The organism is Paraburkholderia sp. Ac-20336 (genome assembly GCF_017105025.1).
Classification (GTDB): domain Bacteria; phylum Pseudomonadota; class Gammaproteobacteria; order Burkholderiales; family Burkholderiaceae; genus Paraburkholderia.
In genome coordinates this window covers 30,992-45,872 of the sequence record NZ_JAAGPS010000053.1, presented here as the reverse complement: position 1 = coordinate 45,872, position 14,881 = coordinate 30,992, and the positions used below count along the sequence as shown (strand labels likewise).

The window sequence follows — 14,881 nt, the reverse complement described above, 5'->3', positions numbered from 1 at the left end:
TTCGGTATTCGTCGCGCCTGCGTTGCTACCGGGCGCGGCGGCCGCCGCGGCGCATGCGCCCGACGGCAGTGCCAGCGTCATGCCCGCGCAGCCGAGCAGCCATACCGCGCATCGCGCCGCGCGGCCTGCCTCGACCGGGAAAGCGCGCGCCGCCGCGAAGCGCCGCATGCGTGTGATAAGCGTGACTGTCACGGCCGGGTTCTCCACGGCGCGATGCGCAGCAACAGCAGCATGCCGGGCACGGCCAGCGCGGTGCACACGAGGAAGTAGTCGAACCAGCCGATCTTCGCGACGACGTAGCCGCTCGCCGCCGACGCCAGCGTGCGCGGCACCGAGGCGAGGCTCGTGAACAGCGCGAACTGTGTCGCCGTGTAGCGCGGATCGGTGGTGCTCGCGATGTAGGCGGTGAACGCGGCCATCGTCAGGCCGGTCGCGAAGGTCTCGAAACCGTAGACGAGCGCGAGCGCGACCGAGCGCGGATCGAGCTGCACCGACCAGTCGATGCCGACGAACGCGAGCAGCTTCGTCGTGCCCTGGCTGATTGCGACCGCGATGTCGTAAATCGCGGCGAGACCGGGCGAAGCCGGGCCGAGATGCGCGAGCCATGCGAAGCCGAGCGTCGATACGATCTGCAGCAAACCGAAAATCCACAAGCCGCGGCCAATGCCGATTTTCATCAGCCAGATGCCGCCGACGATACCGCCCGCGAGACTCGCGCCGAATGCCGTGGTCTTCGCGATCACGCCGATCTGCGTGCGCGAAAAACCGATGTCGAGGAAAAACGACGTGGACAGCGTGGTCGCCATCGTATCGCCGAGCTTGTACAGAAAGATGAAACCGAGCACGAAGAGCGCGCCGCGCCAGCCGTCGCGCTGAATGAATTCCCTGAACGGTTCGACGATCGCCTCGCGCAGATTCTTCGGCGGCTTGCCGTGCACCTCGGGCTCGCGCACCAGCAGCGTCATCAGAACGCCCGGCAGCATGAACGCGGCCGTCACGATGAACACGGTGCTCCACGGCAAATGATCGGACAGAATCAGCGCGAGCGAGCCGGGCACGAGCGCCGCGATCTTGTACGCGTTCACGTGCACCGCATTGCCGAGGCCCTGCTGCGTGTCGCTGAGCAATTCACGCCGGTACGCGTCGATCACGATGTCCGAACTCGCGCCGAAGAACGCGACCAGCGCGGTCAGCGCCGCGACGGTCCAGATCGATTCGCGCGGCGACACGAAGCCGAGCGTCGCCATGGCGCCCGCCACGAGCAACTGCGCGACGAGCATCCAGCCGCGCCGCCTGCCCGGACGCCAGCCCGGCAGACGCGGCACGTAGCGGTCCATCAGCGGCGCCCAGACGAACTTCCATGTGTAGGGAAACTGGATCAGCGCAAAGAGGCCGATTTCCTTCAGATTGACGCCTTCGGAGCGCAGCCACGCCTGCACGAGATAGACGAGCGTAAACAGCGGCAGTCCCGACGTGAAGCCGAGAAAGACGCAGATCAGCATGCGCGTATTCAAAAACGCGCGCCAGCCGGGATGTTCTTCGTGAGCGGTAAGTGCGGGCGCCTCGTGCGGCGGGTTCGACATGTGGATAACTAAGCTTAGCTTTTCGTGACGCGATAGACCGCAAGACTACCACGCCAGTTCACGCCCCAACGTACCACCTGCCCGTCGTGCAGCACGACGCGATCGAGAATTTCGATGCCGACCTCGGGCGCGAGCGCTTCGAAGTCCTTGATGGTCAGCACGCGCACGTTCGGCGTGTTGTGCCATTGATAAGGCAGCGACTTCGATACCGGCATGCGCCCGTTCAGCACCGACAGCCGATGCGCCCAGTAGCCGAAATTCGGAAACGAGACGATGCATTCCTTGCCGACGCGCACGGTCTCGCGCAGGATCGCGGCGGTCTGATGAATCGTTTGCAGCGTCTGCGACAGGATCGCGAAATCGAAGCTGCCGTCTTCGAAGAGGCGCAGGCCGTCTTCGAGATTCTGCTGGATCACGTTGATGCCGTTCTGCGTCGCCGCGAGCACGCCCGCGTCGTTGATCTCGATGCCGTAGCCCTGCACGTCGAGTTCCTCGTTCAGCAGCGACAGCAGCGAGCCGTCGCCGCAGCCGAGGTCGAGCACGCTCGCGCGCGGCTCGACCCAGCGGGCGATCGCGCGGAAGTCCGGGCGCGACGCCAGGTAATCAAGGGCTCGCTGGTTCATGCGTTCACCTCGTTGGCAATGCGTTCGTAATAGGCGCGCAGCAGGTTGTGATAGCGCGCGTCGTCGAGCAGGAAGGCGTCGTGACCGTGCGGCGCGTCGATCTCCGCGTAGGTGACCGTGCGCTTGTGGTCGAGCAGCGCCTTCACGAGTTCGCGCGAGCGCGCCGGCGCGAAACGCCAGTCAGTCGAGAAGCTCGCGATCAGATACTTGGCCGTGGTGTGCGCGAGCGCGGCGGTCAGGTCGCCGGCGAAGGCCTTGGCCGGATCGAAGTAGTCGAGCGCGCGCGTGATCAGCAGGTAGGTGTTCGCGTCGAAGTAGTCGGCGAACTTGTCGCCCTGGTAGCGCAGATACGACTCCACTTCGAATTCGACGTCGAAGTTGAAGTTGTAGTCGTCGAGCGCGCCTTCCGCGCGGCGCAGCGAGCGGCCGAATTTCTCGGCCATGTCGTCGTCCGAGAGATACGTGATGTGGCCGATCATGCGCGCGACGCGTAAGCCCCGCTTCGGCTTCACGCCGTGCGCGTAGTAGTCGCCGCCGTGGAAGTCGGGGTCCGACAGGATCGCCGAGCGCGCGACCTCGTTGAACGCGATGTTCTGCGCGGAGAGCTTCGGCGTCGACGCGACCACGATGCAATGCGCGACGCGCTCCGGATACATCATGCTCCACGCGAGCGCCTGCATGCCGCCGAGGCTGCCGCCCATCACGGCGGCAAAGCGCGTGATGCCGAACGTGTCGGCGACGCGCGCCTGGGCGTTGACCCAGTCTTCCACCGTGACGACCGGAAACGTCGCGCCATACGGCTTGCCGGTGGCGGGGTCGAGGCTCATCGGCCCGGTCGAACCGAAGCACGAGCCGAGGTTGTTCACGCCGATCACGAAGAATTTGTCGGTATCGAGCGGCTTGCCGGGGCCGACCATGTTGTCCCACCAGCCGACGTCTTTCGGATTGTCGGCGTAGACGCCCGCCACGTGATGCGATGCGTTGAGCGCGTGGCACACGAGCACCGCATTGCTGCGCGCGGCATTGAGCGTGCCGTAGGTCTCGACCATCAGGTCGTAGCCGGCGAGCGAGCTACCGTTGCGCAATGGCAGCGGCTCGGTGAAATGCATTTTTTGGGGAGCGACGATGCCGATGGATTCCATTCATTCCGCCATTGGGTCAACAGGGCGGCTAAACGGCGTCGGCGATGCACGGAGGAGAAGGCTGTGTGCGCAGCTGACGACCTCTTTAGCCGCATTTATAGTGAACCGCGGGCCGTTGGCCAGTGGTTCGCGCGCCCGCAATCGAGTCAGCAAATCGGCGCGTGGAAAGGTGTGAAGCAAGGGGTAAAGCCGGGTGCAGCGTGTTCGGGATGCCTTGGCGCGGTCCGTTGTGCATCGACGGGCCGCGGCGGCATCAGGCGCAAAGTATAGCGGAAAATTCCGCACGGCAGCGGCGCGGGCAGACCGCGCGGACGACTGAAAGAACTACTGAAGAATCAGCAACAGTTGTGCCTCTGCGTGTTCGGCGGGCGGGCGCGCGAAACCGCTGCGCACATAGCGGTGCCAGCGGCCGATCACGTAGCTCAGGAGCAGGCTCGCGCGGATCGTGGGATCGTAGCCGGCGGGCAGCGTGGCGTGTGTCGTGGCGTCCGGCTCGGCGGGTTGATCCGCGTGAGCGTTCGCACTGGCGAGTTCTTCCGTTTGCGCGAGCCGCAGGCACTGCTTCAGCGAGGCCTCGACGCGTTCGAGCATCTGGTTCACGCGCTCGGTCAGCCGCTCGTGTTCGCCGACCAGCGCCTCGCAGGTCAGCACGCGCGTCATGCCGGGATTCTTCGCGGGGAAATTGAGCAGCATCAGCGCGATCGAACGCGCTTGCAGCACGCCGTTGCTTTCGTGGCTGGTGATCTGATTGATGAGCCCGAAGAGCGTCTGCTCGATGAACTCGATCAGTCCTTCGAACATTTGCGCCTTGCTCGCGAAGTGCCGGTACAGCGCCGCTTCCGACACGCCGATCCGGGCGGCGAGCGCCGCCGTGGTGATCTTCTCGCCCTTCGGCGCTTCGAGCATGCCCGCGAGCGTTTGCAGGATATGCACGCGGCGCTCGCCCGGTTTCGGGCGTGGTGCGCGTGTGGCGGTGGGCGCGGCCGCGGCCGCCGCGGGGGAGCGTTCGGCTAAGGCTTCGTGAGGCTTGTCGATCGGCTGCATGGCTGTCCCCCGGCTGCTGTGGTGGCGGCTTCGTGGCTACTGTCCCGGCTTGCGTCCCTTCCATCGAACCGAGCGGGTGCCCAGTCGTAGCGATTTTAACGAACGAATGCTGCGATCGACATAATGCGGCCGGCCGGTGCCCGGCAGGCGCGTCGGCACGCCGTCCGCGTGCGGGCGGCGCGGCAGGTGGCCGGTGATCCACACCGTGCGGATGCCGAGCCGCCGGTAGTTCTTCAGGTGCGAGCGCGTGTCTTCGACGAGGATCGCGTCTTTCAGCGACACGTGCGCGTCGCGCATTGCGCGGCGCAGCATCGCGTGATCGGGCTTCGCGCGCCACTGGCGGCGGTCGCGCATGTGTTCGATCGCGATCACGCGTTCGAACAGCCGTTCGATGCGCAGTTCGGCCAGCACCGCGCGCGCGTATGCTTCGGGCGCGTTGGTCAGCACGATCTTGCGGCCCGGCAGCGCCGCGACGAGGCGCGCGACGCCGCGTTCGTGGCGGATCATCGAGCCGAGATCGGGGAAAGTGTGCACGACCTTCAGGAAGTCGTGCGCGTCGAGCGGATGGTGGCGTGTGAGGCCGAGCAGCGCGGCGCCGTAGCGCTGCGTGTAGCCGGTGCGCAGACGGTTCGCCTCGTCGATGTCCACGTGCAGCGCGTCGATGATGTACTGCGTCATCCCGTGATTGATCGCCGGGAAAATGGCGTGCGATGCGCGGTGCAGCGTGTTGTCGAGGTCGAACAGCCAGACGGGCTTGCCGCCCGCGATGTCGGGACGGCGGCGCCGTGAAGTGGGGGTGCGCATGGTGGAGACCTTCAGGCGCTGATGGGCGCTTCATGCCGCCAAGGCGGCCGGCCGGTTTGCCGCGGGGAAGCAGGGGAGCCCGGATGCAAGCACGGTGGCGGCACGAGGCGGGCGGTGTTACTCGTGTTGCCGTCCGCCGGTCGTGCCGGCGGGACGAACCGAATGGTTTGCGCGGGCGCCTGTAACGCCGTTGCGGCCACCGCGACCGCTGTTGCGGCATGACCGGCGCGATCCACACAACCGGCCAGCCGCGCCGTCCGGCACACGCGCCGCGTGTGGCCGGTGCTCGGCGCCGGAATCAATGCGAGCGGATCATCGTGCCGAACGGCTGTTCGGTCAGGATTTCCAGCAGCACCGAATGCTCGATGCGGCCGTCGATGATGTGCACCGAGCGCACGCCGCTCTTCGCCGCGTCGAGTGCGGACGAGATTTTCGGCAGCATGCCGCCGGAGATCGTACCGTCTTCGAACAGGCCGTCGATTTCGCGCGCCGACAGATCGGTCAGCAGATTGCCTTCCTTGTCCATCACGCCGGGGATGTTGGTCATCATTACGAGCTTTTCGGCGTTCAGCACGACCGCCAGCTTGCCCGCGACGAGGTCCGCGTTGATGTTGTACGACAGGCCGTCTTCGCCGGTGCCGATTGGCGAGATGACCGGAATGAACGCGTCGTCCTGCAATGCCTTCACCACGGCCGGGTTGATCGACTCGACCTCGCCCACCTGGCCGATGTCCACGTACTGGCCCGGATTGTCGCGATCCGGCATCAGCATCTTGCGCGCGTGGATCAGGCCGCCGTCCTTGCCGGTCAGGCCAACCGCGTGGCCGCCGAAGTGGTTGATCAGCATCACGATGTCCTGCTGCACCTCGCCGCCGAGCACCCATTCGACGACTTCCATCGTCTCTTCGTCGGTGACGCGCATGCCCTGGATGAACGTGCCCTGTTTGCCGATTTTCTTCAGTGCCTGGTCGATTTGCGGACCGCCGCCGTGCACGATGACCGGATTGATGCCGACCAGCTTCAGCAGAATCACGTCGCGCGCGAAGCCCTGCTTCAGGCGTTCCTCGGTCATGGCGTTGCCGCCGTATTTGATGACCACGGTCTTGCCGTGGTACTGGCGGATGTAGGGCAGCGCCTCGGCCAGAATTTCGGCCTTCAGGGTGGGCGCAATCTGCGAGAGGTCGGGAAGCTCGGACATGGCGGCAGGCTCGGGCAGGAAACAGTTAAAACAGCGCGAATTGTACAGGACTGGCGCGCTGCAACAGGGTTTTCCGCAACGGCGCGAGCGACGGGCAGGGCGCGATTGGCGTACCGCACCAGGACCACTTTCGCGGACGAAGCGAGGAGCAAGCTTAACGCGCCTGCATGACGGCTGTGAATCAGCCGGATGGCCGATGCACCGGCGCTGCCGATCGTGGCATCATTTCCCGAGCGATGCCTTTGGCGGCGTCCTTCCGCAATCCTCTTCCGGTCTGCAATGAACGCATCTTCTTCCGTCCGTTCCGGGCACAGCGCGCGCTGTTCGCGCTGCGGTAGCGCATTCGACTGCGGCATGCATGCGCAGCCGTTCGATTGCTGGTGCCGCGAGTTGCAACCGCTGCCGGCCGAACGGCTCGATCCGGCGAGCCGCTGTCTGTGCCCGGAATGTCTGGTCGCGGAGATCGCGCGCGCGAGGCAAGGAGAGTCCGGGACCGAGCAACGCCGATGATGCACCGAATCACCAACACCGGCCGGGTCAATCTCGGTCATCTGTTCTGGCTGCGCAGCCTCGCGATCATCGGTCAGCTGGTGACTATCGCGTTCGTGCAGATCTTCATCGGCGTGAATCTGCCGTTGCCGGCGATGCTGCTCGTCATCACGCTCGAAGTTCTGTTCAACGCGCTCACGTGGTGGCGCGTTGCGCAGCAGCGGCCCGAGTCCAGCATGGAGCTGTTCGGGCAAATATGGGTCGATCTCGGCGCGCTGTCCGCGCTGCTGTTTCTCTCGGGCGGCACGACGAATCCGTTCGTTTCGCTCTATCTCCCTTCGCTCGCGATCGCCGCGGCCGTGCTGCCCTGGCGTCTGATGGCCTGGCTCGCGGCATTCGCGGTCGCCTGCTATGCGGTGCTCGGTTTCGATTCCGTGCCGCTCAATCTCGACAATCCCGCGAACCTGTTCGAGTACTACCGCGCCGGCATGTGGGTCAACTTCATGGTGAGCGTCGGGCTGATCGCATGGTTCGTCGCCCGCATGTCGCGCGCGCTGCGGCTACGTGACGCAGCGCTCGGAGAAGCGCAGCAGCGCTTGCTTCACGACGAACGCGCGGTCGCGCTCGGCGTGCAGGCGGCTACCGTGGCTCACGAAATCGGCACGCCTCTGTCTACAATCGCCATGTTGTCCGAAGAATTGCGCGACGCGGCGCGCACCGACGCGGGACTCGCGCCCTACAGCGCCGATCTTGAACTGCTCGAGCAGCAGATGACGCTCTGCACGTCCGCGCTCGCGCGCCTGCGCAGCCGCGCAACGACCACGACGAACCGCCAGCCGGTCGGCGAATGGCTCGAATCGTTTGCCGAGCAGTGGCGCCTGCGTCATCCGCACGTGAGGTTCGAGCGGATCGGCGCTCCGCCCGCGGACGCGAGCATCGACGATACGGTCGCCGTCGGCCAGATCCTGACGATCCTGCTCGACAACGCCGCGCGCGCGAGCCGCGATCACGTCACGCTGTCCTGCGCGCTCGCGGCGCGCGGCGATCAGATCGAGTTCGACGTGTGCGACGCGGGCCCGGGCATTCCGGCCGCGTTGCGCGGCTCGCTCGGCGCGATGCCGGTGGAGAGCACGCAGGGCGGACACGGCGTGGGGCTGTACCTGGCCTTCTCGGCGGCGGCGCGTCTGCGGGGCTCGATCGAGCTGACCGACGTCAAGGCGGCCAAACCGCGCGGCACGCGCGCGGTGCTACGGCTGCCGCTGGCCGGGCGCAAATTTTCCGGCGCGAGCCCACGAGGCGCCGCGCCATCCAATACGGAGAAACAGGCATGAGCGAAAAGAATTTTCTGGTGATCGACGACGACGAAGTGTTCTCCGGCATCCTTGCGCGCGGTTTGACGCGGCGCGGCTACACCGTGAGCGAAGCGCACAACGCGGACGAAGCGATCAGGCTGGCGAATCAGCAGAAGTTCAGCGAGATCACGGTCGACCTGCATCTCGGCGACGATTCCGGTCTCACGCTCGTGGCGCCCTTGCGCGATCTGCAACCCGATGCGCGCATGCTCGTGCTGACCGGCTATGCAAGCATCGCGACCGCGGTGCAGGCCGTGAAGGACGGCGCGGACAACTACCTCGCGAAGCCCGCCAATGTCGAGACGATTCTGTCGGCGCTGCAAAGCGAGGCGAGCGCGGTGCAGGCCGAAGAAGCGATCGAGAATCCACAGCCGCTGTCGGTTGCGCGGCTCGAATGGGAGCATATCCAGCGCGTGCTCGCGGAAAACGGCGGCAATATTTCGGCTACGGCGCGTGCTTTGAACATGCATCGGCGGACTTTGCAGCGCAAGCTCGCGAAGCGGCCGGTCAGGCAGTAGGCGGTACGGTAGGGCGAGGCGCGTGCGCTCGGCGTGGCGGGCGCGGTTCGGGGCGCTGCCGCCATGTAATGACGGTGAGCGGCATAAAACAAAACGGGCTGCCTCGTTGAAGGCCGCCCGTTTTTTCATGCATCGGCTTCGAGCGCGATTACGCGATCACAGCACGTAGCGCGACAGATCTTCGTCTTCCGCGACTTCGTTCAGCGCGCGATCGACATACGCCGCGTCGATCTGCACCGTGCGGCCCGAATGATTGCCGGCCGAGAACGACACTTCCTCGAGCAGTTTTTCGATGACCGTATAGAGACGCCGCGCGCCGATGTTCTCGGTCTTTTCGTTCACCGAGTACGCGATTTCGGCGAGACGGCGAATGCCGTCGTTGGCGAATTCGAGGTGCACGTCTTCGGTGGCGAGCAGTGCCTGGTATTGCTTGACGAGGCTCGCATCCGTCGAGACGAGAATCGACTCGAAGTCGTTGACCGACAGCGAATCGAGTTCGACGCGGATCGGGAAGCGCCCTTGCAGCTCGGGGATCAGATCGCTCGGTTTGGCGAGATGGAACGCGCCGCTCGCAATGAACAGGATGTGATCGGTCTTCACCATGCCGTACTTGGTGTTGATCGTCGTGCCTTCGACGAGCGGCAGCAGATCGCGCTGCACGCCCTGACGCGACACCTCGCCGCCGCTGCCTTCGTTGCGCGACGCGATCTTGTCGATCTCGTCGAGAAACACGATGCCGTTCTGCTCGACGTTCTGCACCGCCTTGGTCTTCACTTCCTCGTCGTTCAGCATCTTGCCGGCTTCTTCGTCGGTGAGCACCTTCAGCGCTTCCTTGACCTTCATCTTGCGGCGCGTCTTCTTGCCGCCGCCGATGTTGGCGAACATCGAGCGGATCTGCTCGGTCATGTCTTCCATGCCCGGCGGCCCCATGATGTCCATGCCGACTTGCGGCTGCTCGACGTCGAGCTCGATTTCCTTGTCGTCGAGCGTGCCTTCGCGCAGGCGCTTGCGGAACGTCTGACGCGTGGCGCCGCCTTCGTCGGCGGTGTCGGTCGCGCCCGAACCCGAGCCGAAGCCGACCGCGCGCGCGCTCGGCAGCAGGATGTCGAGAATGCGGTCTTCGGCGAGGTCGCCGGCCTTGGTGCGCACCTTGCGCATTTCGGTTTCGCGGGTCTGCTTGACCGAGATTTCGATCAGGTCGCGCACGATGCTGTCGACGTCGCGGCCCACGTAGCCGACTTCGGTGAACTTGGTCGCTTCGATCTTGATGAACGGCGCGTCGGCGAGCTTGGCGAGGCGCCGCGCGATTTCGGTCTTGCCGACGCCGGTCGGTCCGATCATCAGGATGTTCTTCGGCGTGATTTCCTGGCGCAGCGGCTCTTCGACCTGCTGACGGCGCCAGCGGTTGCGCAGCGCGACAGCCACGGCTTTTTTCGCGCGGCCTTGGCCGATGATGTGTTTGTCGAGTTCGGAGACGATCTCGGCAGGGGTCATGGTGCTCATCGTGGGTCCTTACTCGATCGTCTCAATGACGCGGTTGTGGTTCGTGTAGATGCACATGTCGCCGGCGATTTCGAGCGACTTTTCCACGATGTCGCGCGGCGAGAGTTCGGTGTTGTCGGCGAGCGCCTTCGCGGCTGCCTGCGCATACGCGCCGCCCGAGCCGATCGCGCAGATGCCGCCTTCGGGGTCGAGCACGTCGCCATTGCCGGTGATGACGAGCGTGGTGGTGGCGTCCGCGGTAATCAGCATGGCTTCGAGGCGGCGCAGCATGCGGTCGGTGCGCCAGTCTTTGGCCAGCTCGACGGCCGCGCGCGTGAGATTGCCCTGATGCTTTTCCAGCTTCGCTTCGAAGCGATCGAGCAGCGAGAAGGCGTCGGCCGTGCCGCCGGCGAAGCCGACCAGCACCTTGCCGTTGTAGATGCGCCGGACCTTCTTCGCGCCGCCTTTCATGACGATGTTGCCGAGGGTCACCTGGCCGTCGCCGCCGAGCGCGACCTTGTTGCCGCGGCGCACGGAAACGATCGTCGTGCCGTGAAATTGCTCCATATGCGTTCCTCTTTGCAAAACGGGTAGGACGCGATAGCGCGGCGCGCTACCGCATGAATCCTGTCAGCGGACGGCGCGCCGGCCGGCGCGCTCGTGAGCGCATGTCCGGTCTATTTTAGGGCGTGCGCGCCCATATCAAGATCGGCCAAAAGGCATAGGACGAAAAACAGGAAGCGTGGCGCGAGGGGGGCGCGAACGGCGGGCCGGGCACGGCGGCGGCTCGCGGCGGGAAGGTGGTGGCACCGGAAGGACCGCACCGAATGGACGACAAAAAAGACGACACCAAAAGAAAAGGCGCACGGCTTACCGTGCGCCTCTCGACGAAGCAGCGTTGTGGGGCGCGCGGCCGCAGCCCGCGCCGCCGGCGTTCAGTCGCCGAACAGCTTCTGGCGCAGTTCGCGGCGCTCCTGGGCTTCGAGCGACAGCGTGGCCGTGGGCCGCGCGAGCAGACGCGGAATGCCGATCGGCTCGCCGGTTTCTTCGCACCAGCCGTAATCGCCCGCCTCGATGCGCGCGATCGATTGCTGCACCTTCTTCAGCAGCTTGCGCTCGCGGTCGCGCGTGCGCAGTTCGAGCGCATGCTCTTCCTCGATCGTCGCGCGGTCGGCCGGGTCCGGCACGATGACCGTTTCGCGCAGATTTTCGGTCGTCTGGCCGGCATTGCGGAGAATGTCCGCCTGCAACTGTTCGAGCCTGTTCTTGAAGAAGGCGAGCTGATCCTCATTCATGTAATCCTTGTCGCTCATCTTCAGGATTTCGGCTTCGGTCAAGAGTCGTTTCGTCGTCATCTGGCTTACTTCTTCAATGTGGGGCAAAACTCTTACATAGTGCCCGCACTCTCGTATTGCCCGCACAGGCATTGCGCGGACGCACAGCGCCGGGTGGCCACGAACGTTGGGCTGTCGTGACGCCGAAGCGCCTCGCGACCACGCGCCGGGCGTTGCTAGCTACGCCGCTGCGGGGCCGAACTCCTCTGGAAACCGATTCTCACATGCTCCCGAGGCATCGCTTGCCGGCAAGCGCGTGCCCTTTCGGGCCATGCTCGCCGACGTTTTCGGCGTGTCTCCGGACAAGATTTTCCGGCGCCATTTCAGGCCCGCCGCGGGATACGCGCGACCGGGCAATTCGTTGTCATTCTCCAGTGGGCCCGTATTGTAACTGAATCACAATACGGCACCGCAACTGGCGGAAATCTGTCTGCGGCGCATTGATATCCTGAAAATATAACGCGCACAAGGCCAAAAAGCGATGGTCGTGCGCTGTTTGATACAACAGGGTTTTCACGCGCTTTTCATACTATTGGCTTTCGACTGGCTTGGGCACCGCCGAGCCGCGCTTTTAGCAGAGGATTGCGGCCCGGTGCCGCGATGCGCGGCGAGCGCCCCGGCACACCGTGGCCATGACACGCACTGCCTGCCGCACGGCGCGCGCGGCAGGCCATGTACCTTCCCGGGCCCGCCAGGGAGCGGGGCGGCCGCTCAGGCGAGACAGGCGTCGAGCCCGTCGGTGATGAGGTCGCGCGGCAGTTCGATGCCGATGAACACCATCTTGTTGGTCTTCTTCTCGGCGGGCTGCCATTTCGCGGCGAGGTCGCTGCCCATCATCTGGTGCACGCCCTGGAACACGACCTTGCGATCGACGCCCTTCATATACAGCACGCCCTTGTAGCGCAGCAGATGCTCGCCGTAGATCTGCAGGATGCCGCCGAGGAAGTCTTCGAGCTTGTTCGCATCGAACGGGCGGTCGCTGCGGTACACGAACGACTTGATCTTGTCGTCGTGGTGCGCGTGGTGGTGATGCCCGTGATCGTGGCCTTCGTGGTCGCAATGGCCGTGCTCGTGATCGCAGTTCGCGTGGTCGGCGTGCGTGTGGCCGTGCTCGTCGTGCGCATGCGCGTGGCTGTGCGCGTGCTCGTCTTCGGTGAGGAAGTCCGGATCGATTTCGAGCTTCGAATTGAGGTTGAAGCCGCGCAGATCGAAGATTTCCTTGATGTCCGCCTCGCCGAAATTGACGACCTTGATCGCCGCCTTCGGGTTCATGTGCAGCAGACGGTGGCGCAGATCGGCCACGTGCTGTTCGTCGACGAGATCGGCCTTCGTGACGAACAGGCGGTCGGCGAAACCGACCTGGCGCTGCACCACTTCGTGTTCGTCGAGCTGATGGTTCGCGTGCTTCGCGTCGACCAGCGTGATGATCGCGTCGAGCAGGAATTCGCCCGCGATCTGGTCGTCCATGAAGAAGGTTTGCGCGACCGGGCCCGGATTCGCGAGGCCGGTGGTTTCGATCACGACGCGGTCGAAGTCCACTTCGCCGGACTGCTTCTTCGCGGCCAGATCGCCCAGCACGCGCGAGAGGTCGCCGCGAATCGTGCAGCAGATGCAGCCGTTGCTCATCTGGATGATCTGCTCGTTGCTGTCCTGCACGAGGATGTCGTTGTCGATGTTCTCTTCGCCGAACTCGTTCTCGATGACGGCGATCTTCATGCCGTGCTTTTCGTTCAGGATGCGCTTGAGCAGAGTGGTTTTGCCGCTGCCGAGAAAGCCGGTCAGGATGGTGACGGGGATCATGTAGGTCGCCTGTAAGTCGTAAAACGGTGCGTACTCGAACGCTAGCCTGAGCTAGCCGGATGCGTGGGCCGGGCGCGGCGGCCGCATGGCGCGCAGCCCGTCTGGCCGGTTATTGAAACATATTTGCCGGGCGGGCGCAGGTCGGGGCCGTTTGCGCCCACGACGGCCAACCCGCGCCGATGCTGCCGCCGGCGCCTGCAATCCGCCCGTAAATAGGGGCGATCAGGCGATTTGCAACAGCAGACCCTTCAGGTATTCGCCCTCGGGGAAGGCCGTGAGCAGCGGATGGTCGACGCCCGCGCCGAGCCGCTTGAGAATGCGCGCGTCGACGCGGGCGTCGGCGGCCGCGCCGGAGACGATCTTCTGGAACAGCTCGGGGTCGATCGCGCCGGAGCACGAGTAGGTGAACAGCAGGCCGCCCGGGCGCAGCAGCTTCAGGCCGGTCAGGTTGATGTCCTTGTAGGCGCGCGAGGCGCGATCCACGTGCTCGCGCGACGGCGCGAATTTCGGCGGATCGAGCACGATCAGATCGAAGCGCTCGCCTTCGTCGTGGAGGCGACGCAGCGTCTTGAACGCGTCGGCGTCGAGCCATGTGGCGCGTGCGGCGTCGAAGCCGTTGGCGGCGACGTTCTGCTGCGCGAGCGCCAGCGCCTCGCCCGACGAATCGACCGACACCACGCGCTTGGCTCCCCCCTTCAATGCCGCGAGCGAAAAGCCGCCGGTGTAGCAGAAGCAGTTCAGCACGTCGCGGTCCTGCGCGAGCTGCTGCACGAGCAGGCGGTTGTCGCGCTGATCGACGTAGAAGCCGGTCTTATGGCCGTTGCGCACGTCGACGTGATAGCGCACGCCGTTTTCGCTCGCGATCAGCCGGTCCGACGGCGGTTCGCCCGCGAGCACGCCGGTGATCTGTTCGAGCCCTTCCTTCTGGCGGATCGAGACGTCCGAGCGTTCGTAGACGTTCGGGCAGCCGGTCGCGCCGACCAGCGCCGCGACGATCGCCTCTTTCCACGCCTCGACGCCCGCCGCCATGAACTGGCAGACGAGCTGGCTGCGCTGGCCCGCATCCTCGGCGACGTAGTGATCGACGATCAGACCGGGCAGGCCGTCCGCTTCGCCGAAAATCAGCCGTACCGCGCCGGTGTCGCGCACCATCGCGCGACGATGCGCGAGCGCGCGCTGCACGCGGCGCTTGAAGAACGCGTGATCGATCGGCTCGGCTTCGTCGAAGCTCCAGACGCGCGCGCGGATCTGCGAGTGCGGGCTGTACGCGGCGCGTGCGAGAAAGCGGCCGTCGCGCGCGCGCACGAGCACGGTCGCACCCGGCTCGGGGTGGCCGTCGACGTGATCGATCGCGTTGGCATAGACCCACGGGTGGCGGCGCAGCAGCGATTTTTCTTTCGACGGTTTGAGCGTAACGGTATTCATCGGATGTCAGCGGGAACAAGGGGCCGCGGGGCAGGCCCGGCGCGGCGCATGAAGCGGGGGTGAGGGCCGCGTGCCGTGGCGGGCGGC

The 14,881-nt window shown here is 65.3% G+C and carries 16 protein-coding genes; 4 read left to right on the top strand and 12 right to left on the bottom strand.

All coding sequences use genetic code 11. The features are described 5' to 3' along the window. The 7 genes from GXB81_RS16855 to argB form a co-directional block, all read right to left on the bottom strand. On the bottom strand, positions 1-192 hold a 192-nt coding region (locus GXB81_RS16855; protein WP_205989820.1), incomplete at its 3' end, for a hypothetical protein. Then, positions 189-1,583, bottom strand: coding sequence for an AmpG family muropeptide MFS transporter (locus GXB81_RS16850; RefSeq protein WP_205989819.1), 1,395 nt, complete (start codon positions 1,581-1,583; stop codon positions 189-191). The genes GXB81_RS16850 and GXB81_RS16855, both read right to left, overlap by 4 nt. Positions 1,584-1,597: 14 nt before the next feature. Further along, the gene (gene metW / locus GXB81_RS16845) at positions 1,598-2,206 is read right to left on the bottom strand and encodes a methionine biosynthesis protein MetW (RefSeq protein ID WP_167042152.1); all 609 of its coding nucleotides are present in this window, start codon (positions 2,204-2,206) and stop codon (positions 1,598-1,600) included. Then, the gene (locus GXB81_RS16840; protein WP_167042154.1) at positions 2,203-3,348 is read right to left on the bottom strand and encodes a homoserine O-acetyltransferase; all 1,146 of its coding nucleotides are present in this window, start codon (positions 3,346-3,348) and stop codon (positions 2,203-2,205) included. The genes metW and GXB81_RS16840 overlap by 4 nt, the downstream gene beginning before the upstream one ends. A 324-nt stretch (positions 3,349-3,672) precedes the next feature. Continuing rightward, a complete protein-coding gene (gene slmA / locus GXB81_RS16835; RefSeq protein ID WP_205989818.1) occupies positions 3,673-4,392 on the bottom strand; it encodes a nucleoid occlusion factor SlmA in 720 nt (239 codons plus the stop codon). 36 nt (positions 4,393-4,428) lie between these two features. Beyond that, the gene (locus GXB81_RS16830) at positions 4,429-5,196 is read right to left on the bottom strand and encodes a pyrimidine 5'-nucleotidase (protein WP_205989817.1); all 768 of its coding nucleotides are present in this window, start codon (positions 5,194-5,196) and stop codon (positions 4,429-4,431) included. Between the two features lie 298 nt (positions 5,197-5,494). After that, positions 5,495-6,394 carry an acetylglutamate kinase gene (argB, locus tag GXB81_RS16825; RefSeq protein ID WP_167042160.1) on the bottom strand — a complete coding sequence of 300 codons (900 nt, stop codon included), beginning with the start codon at positions 6,392-6,394 and terminating at the stop codon, positions 5,495-5,497. Between the two features lie 167 nt (positions 6,395-6,561). Between argB and GXB81_RS16820 the strand changes: the two genes are divergently transcribed. The 4 genes from GXB81_RS16820 to GXB81_RS16805 are packed head-to-tail and all read left to right on the top strand — an operon-like array spanning position 6,562 to position 8,753. Then, on the top strand, positions 6,562-6,732 hold the full coding sequence (locus tag GXB81_RS16820; RefSeq protein WP_167282209.1) for a hypothetical protein: 171 nt from the start codon (positions 6,562-6,564) through the stop codon (positions 6,730-6,732). Then, on the top strand, positions 6,674-6,904 hold the full coding sequence (locus GXB81_RS16815; protein ID WP_167282345.1) for a cysteine-rich CWC family protein: 231 nt from the start codon (positions 6,674-6,676) through the stop codon (positions 6,902-6,904). Before GXB81_RS16820 ends, GXB81_RS16815 begins: the two co-directional genes overlap by 59 nt. Next, the gene (locus GXB81_RS16810; RefSeq protein WP_205989823.1) at positions 6,904-8,214 is read left to right on the top strand and encodes an ATP-binding protein; all 1,311 of its coding nucleotides are present in this window, start codon (positions 6,904-6,906) and stop codon (positions 8,212-8,214) included. The genes GXB81_RS16815 and GXB81_RS16810 overlap by 1 nt, the downstream gene beginning before the upstream one ends. After that, positions 8,211-8,753: a response regulator transcription factor gene (locus GXB81_RS16805; RefSeq protein WP_167042162.1), complete on the top strand. Its 543-nt coding sequence runs from the start codon at positions 8,211-8,213 to the stop codon at positions 8,751-8,753. The genes GXB81_RS16810 and GXB81_RS16805 overlap by 4 nt, the downstream gene beginning before the upstream one ends. Positions 8,754-8,909: 156 nt before the next feature. Here GXB81_RS16805 and hslU read toward each other — a convergent pair whose 3' ends face one another. The 5 genes from hslU to GXB81_RS16780 all read right to left on the bottom strand — a co-directional run bounded on the left by hslU (position 8,910) and on the right by GXB81_RS16780 (position 14,794). Continuing rightward, entirely contained in the window at positions 8,910-10,256 is a 1,347-nt protein-coding gene (gene hslU, locus GXB81_RS16800) for an ATP-dependent protease ATPase subunit HslU (protein WP_205989816.1), read from the bottom strand. A 9-nt stretch (positions 10,257-10,265) separates the two neighbouring features. Continuing rightward, the gene (gene hslV / locus GXB81_RS16795; RefSeq protein WP_013088078.1) at positions 10,266-10,802 is read right to left on the bottom strand and encodes an ATP-dependent protease subunit HslV; all 537 of its coding nucleotides are present in this window, start codon (positions 10,800-10,802) and stop codon (positions 10,266-10,268) included. Between the two features lie 368 nt (positions 10,803-11,170). Then, positions 11,171-11,590 (bottom strand): RNA polymerase-binding protein DksA, encoded by a 420-nt coding sequence (gene dksA, locus GXB81_RS16790; RefSeq protein ID WP_008923580.1) that lies wholly within the window; start codon positions 11,588-11,590, stop codon positions 11,171-11,173. Between the two features lie 690 nt (positions 11,591-12,280). Beyond that, positions 12,281-13,369, bottom strand: a complete 1,089-nt coding sequence (locus tag GXB81_RS16785) for a GTP-binding protein (RefSeq protein WP_167282221.1) — start codon at positions 13,367-13,369, stop codon at positions 12,281-12,283. Between the two features lie 222 nt (positions 13,370-13,591). Then, the gene (locus tag GXB81_RS16780) at positions 13,592-14,794 is read right to left on the bottom strand and encodes a class I SAM-dependent rRNA methyltransferase (protein ID WP_205989815.1); all 1,203 of its coding nucleotides are present in this window, start codon (positions 14,792-14,794) and stop codon (positions 13,592-13,594) included. Between the last annotated feature and the right edge of the window lie 87 nt (positions 14,795-14,881).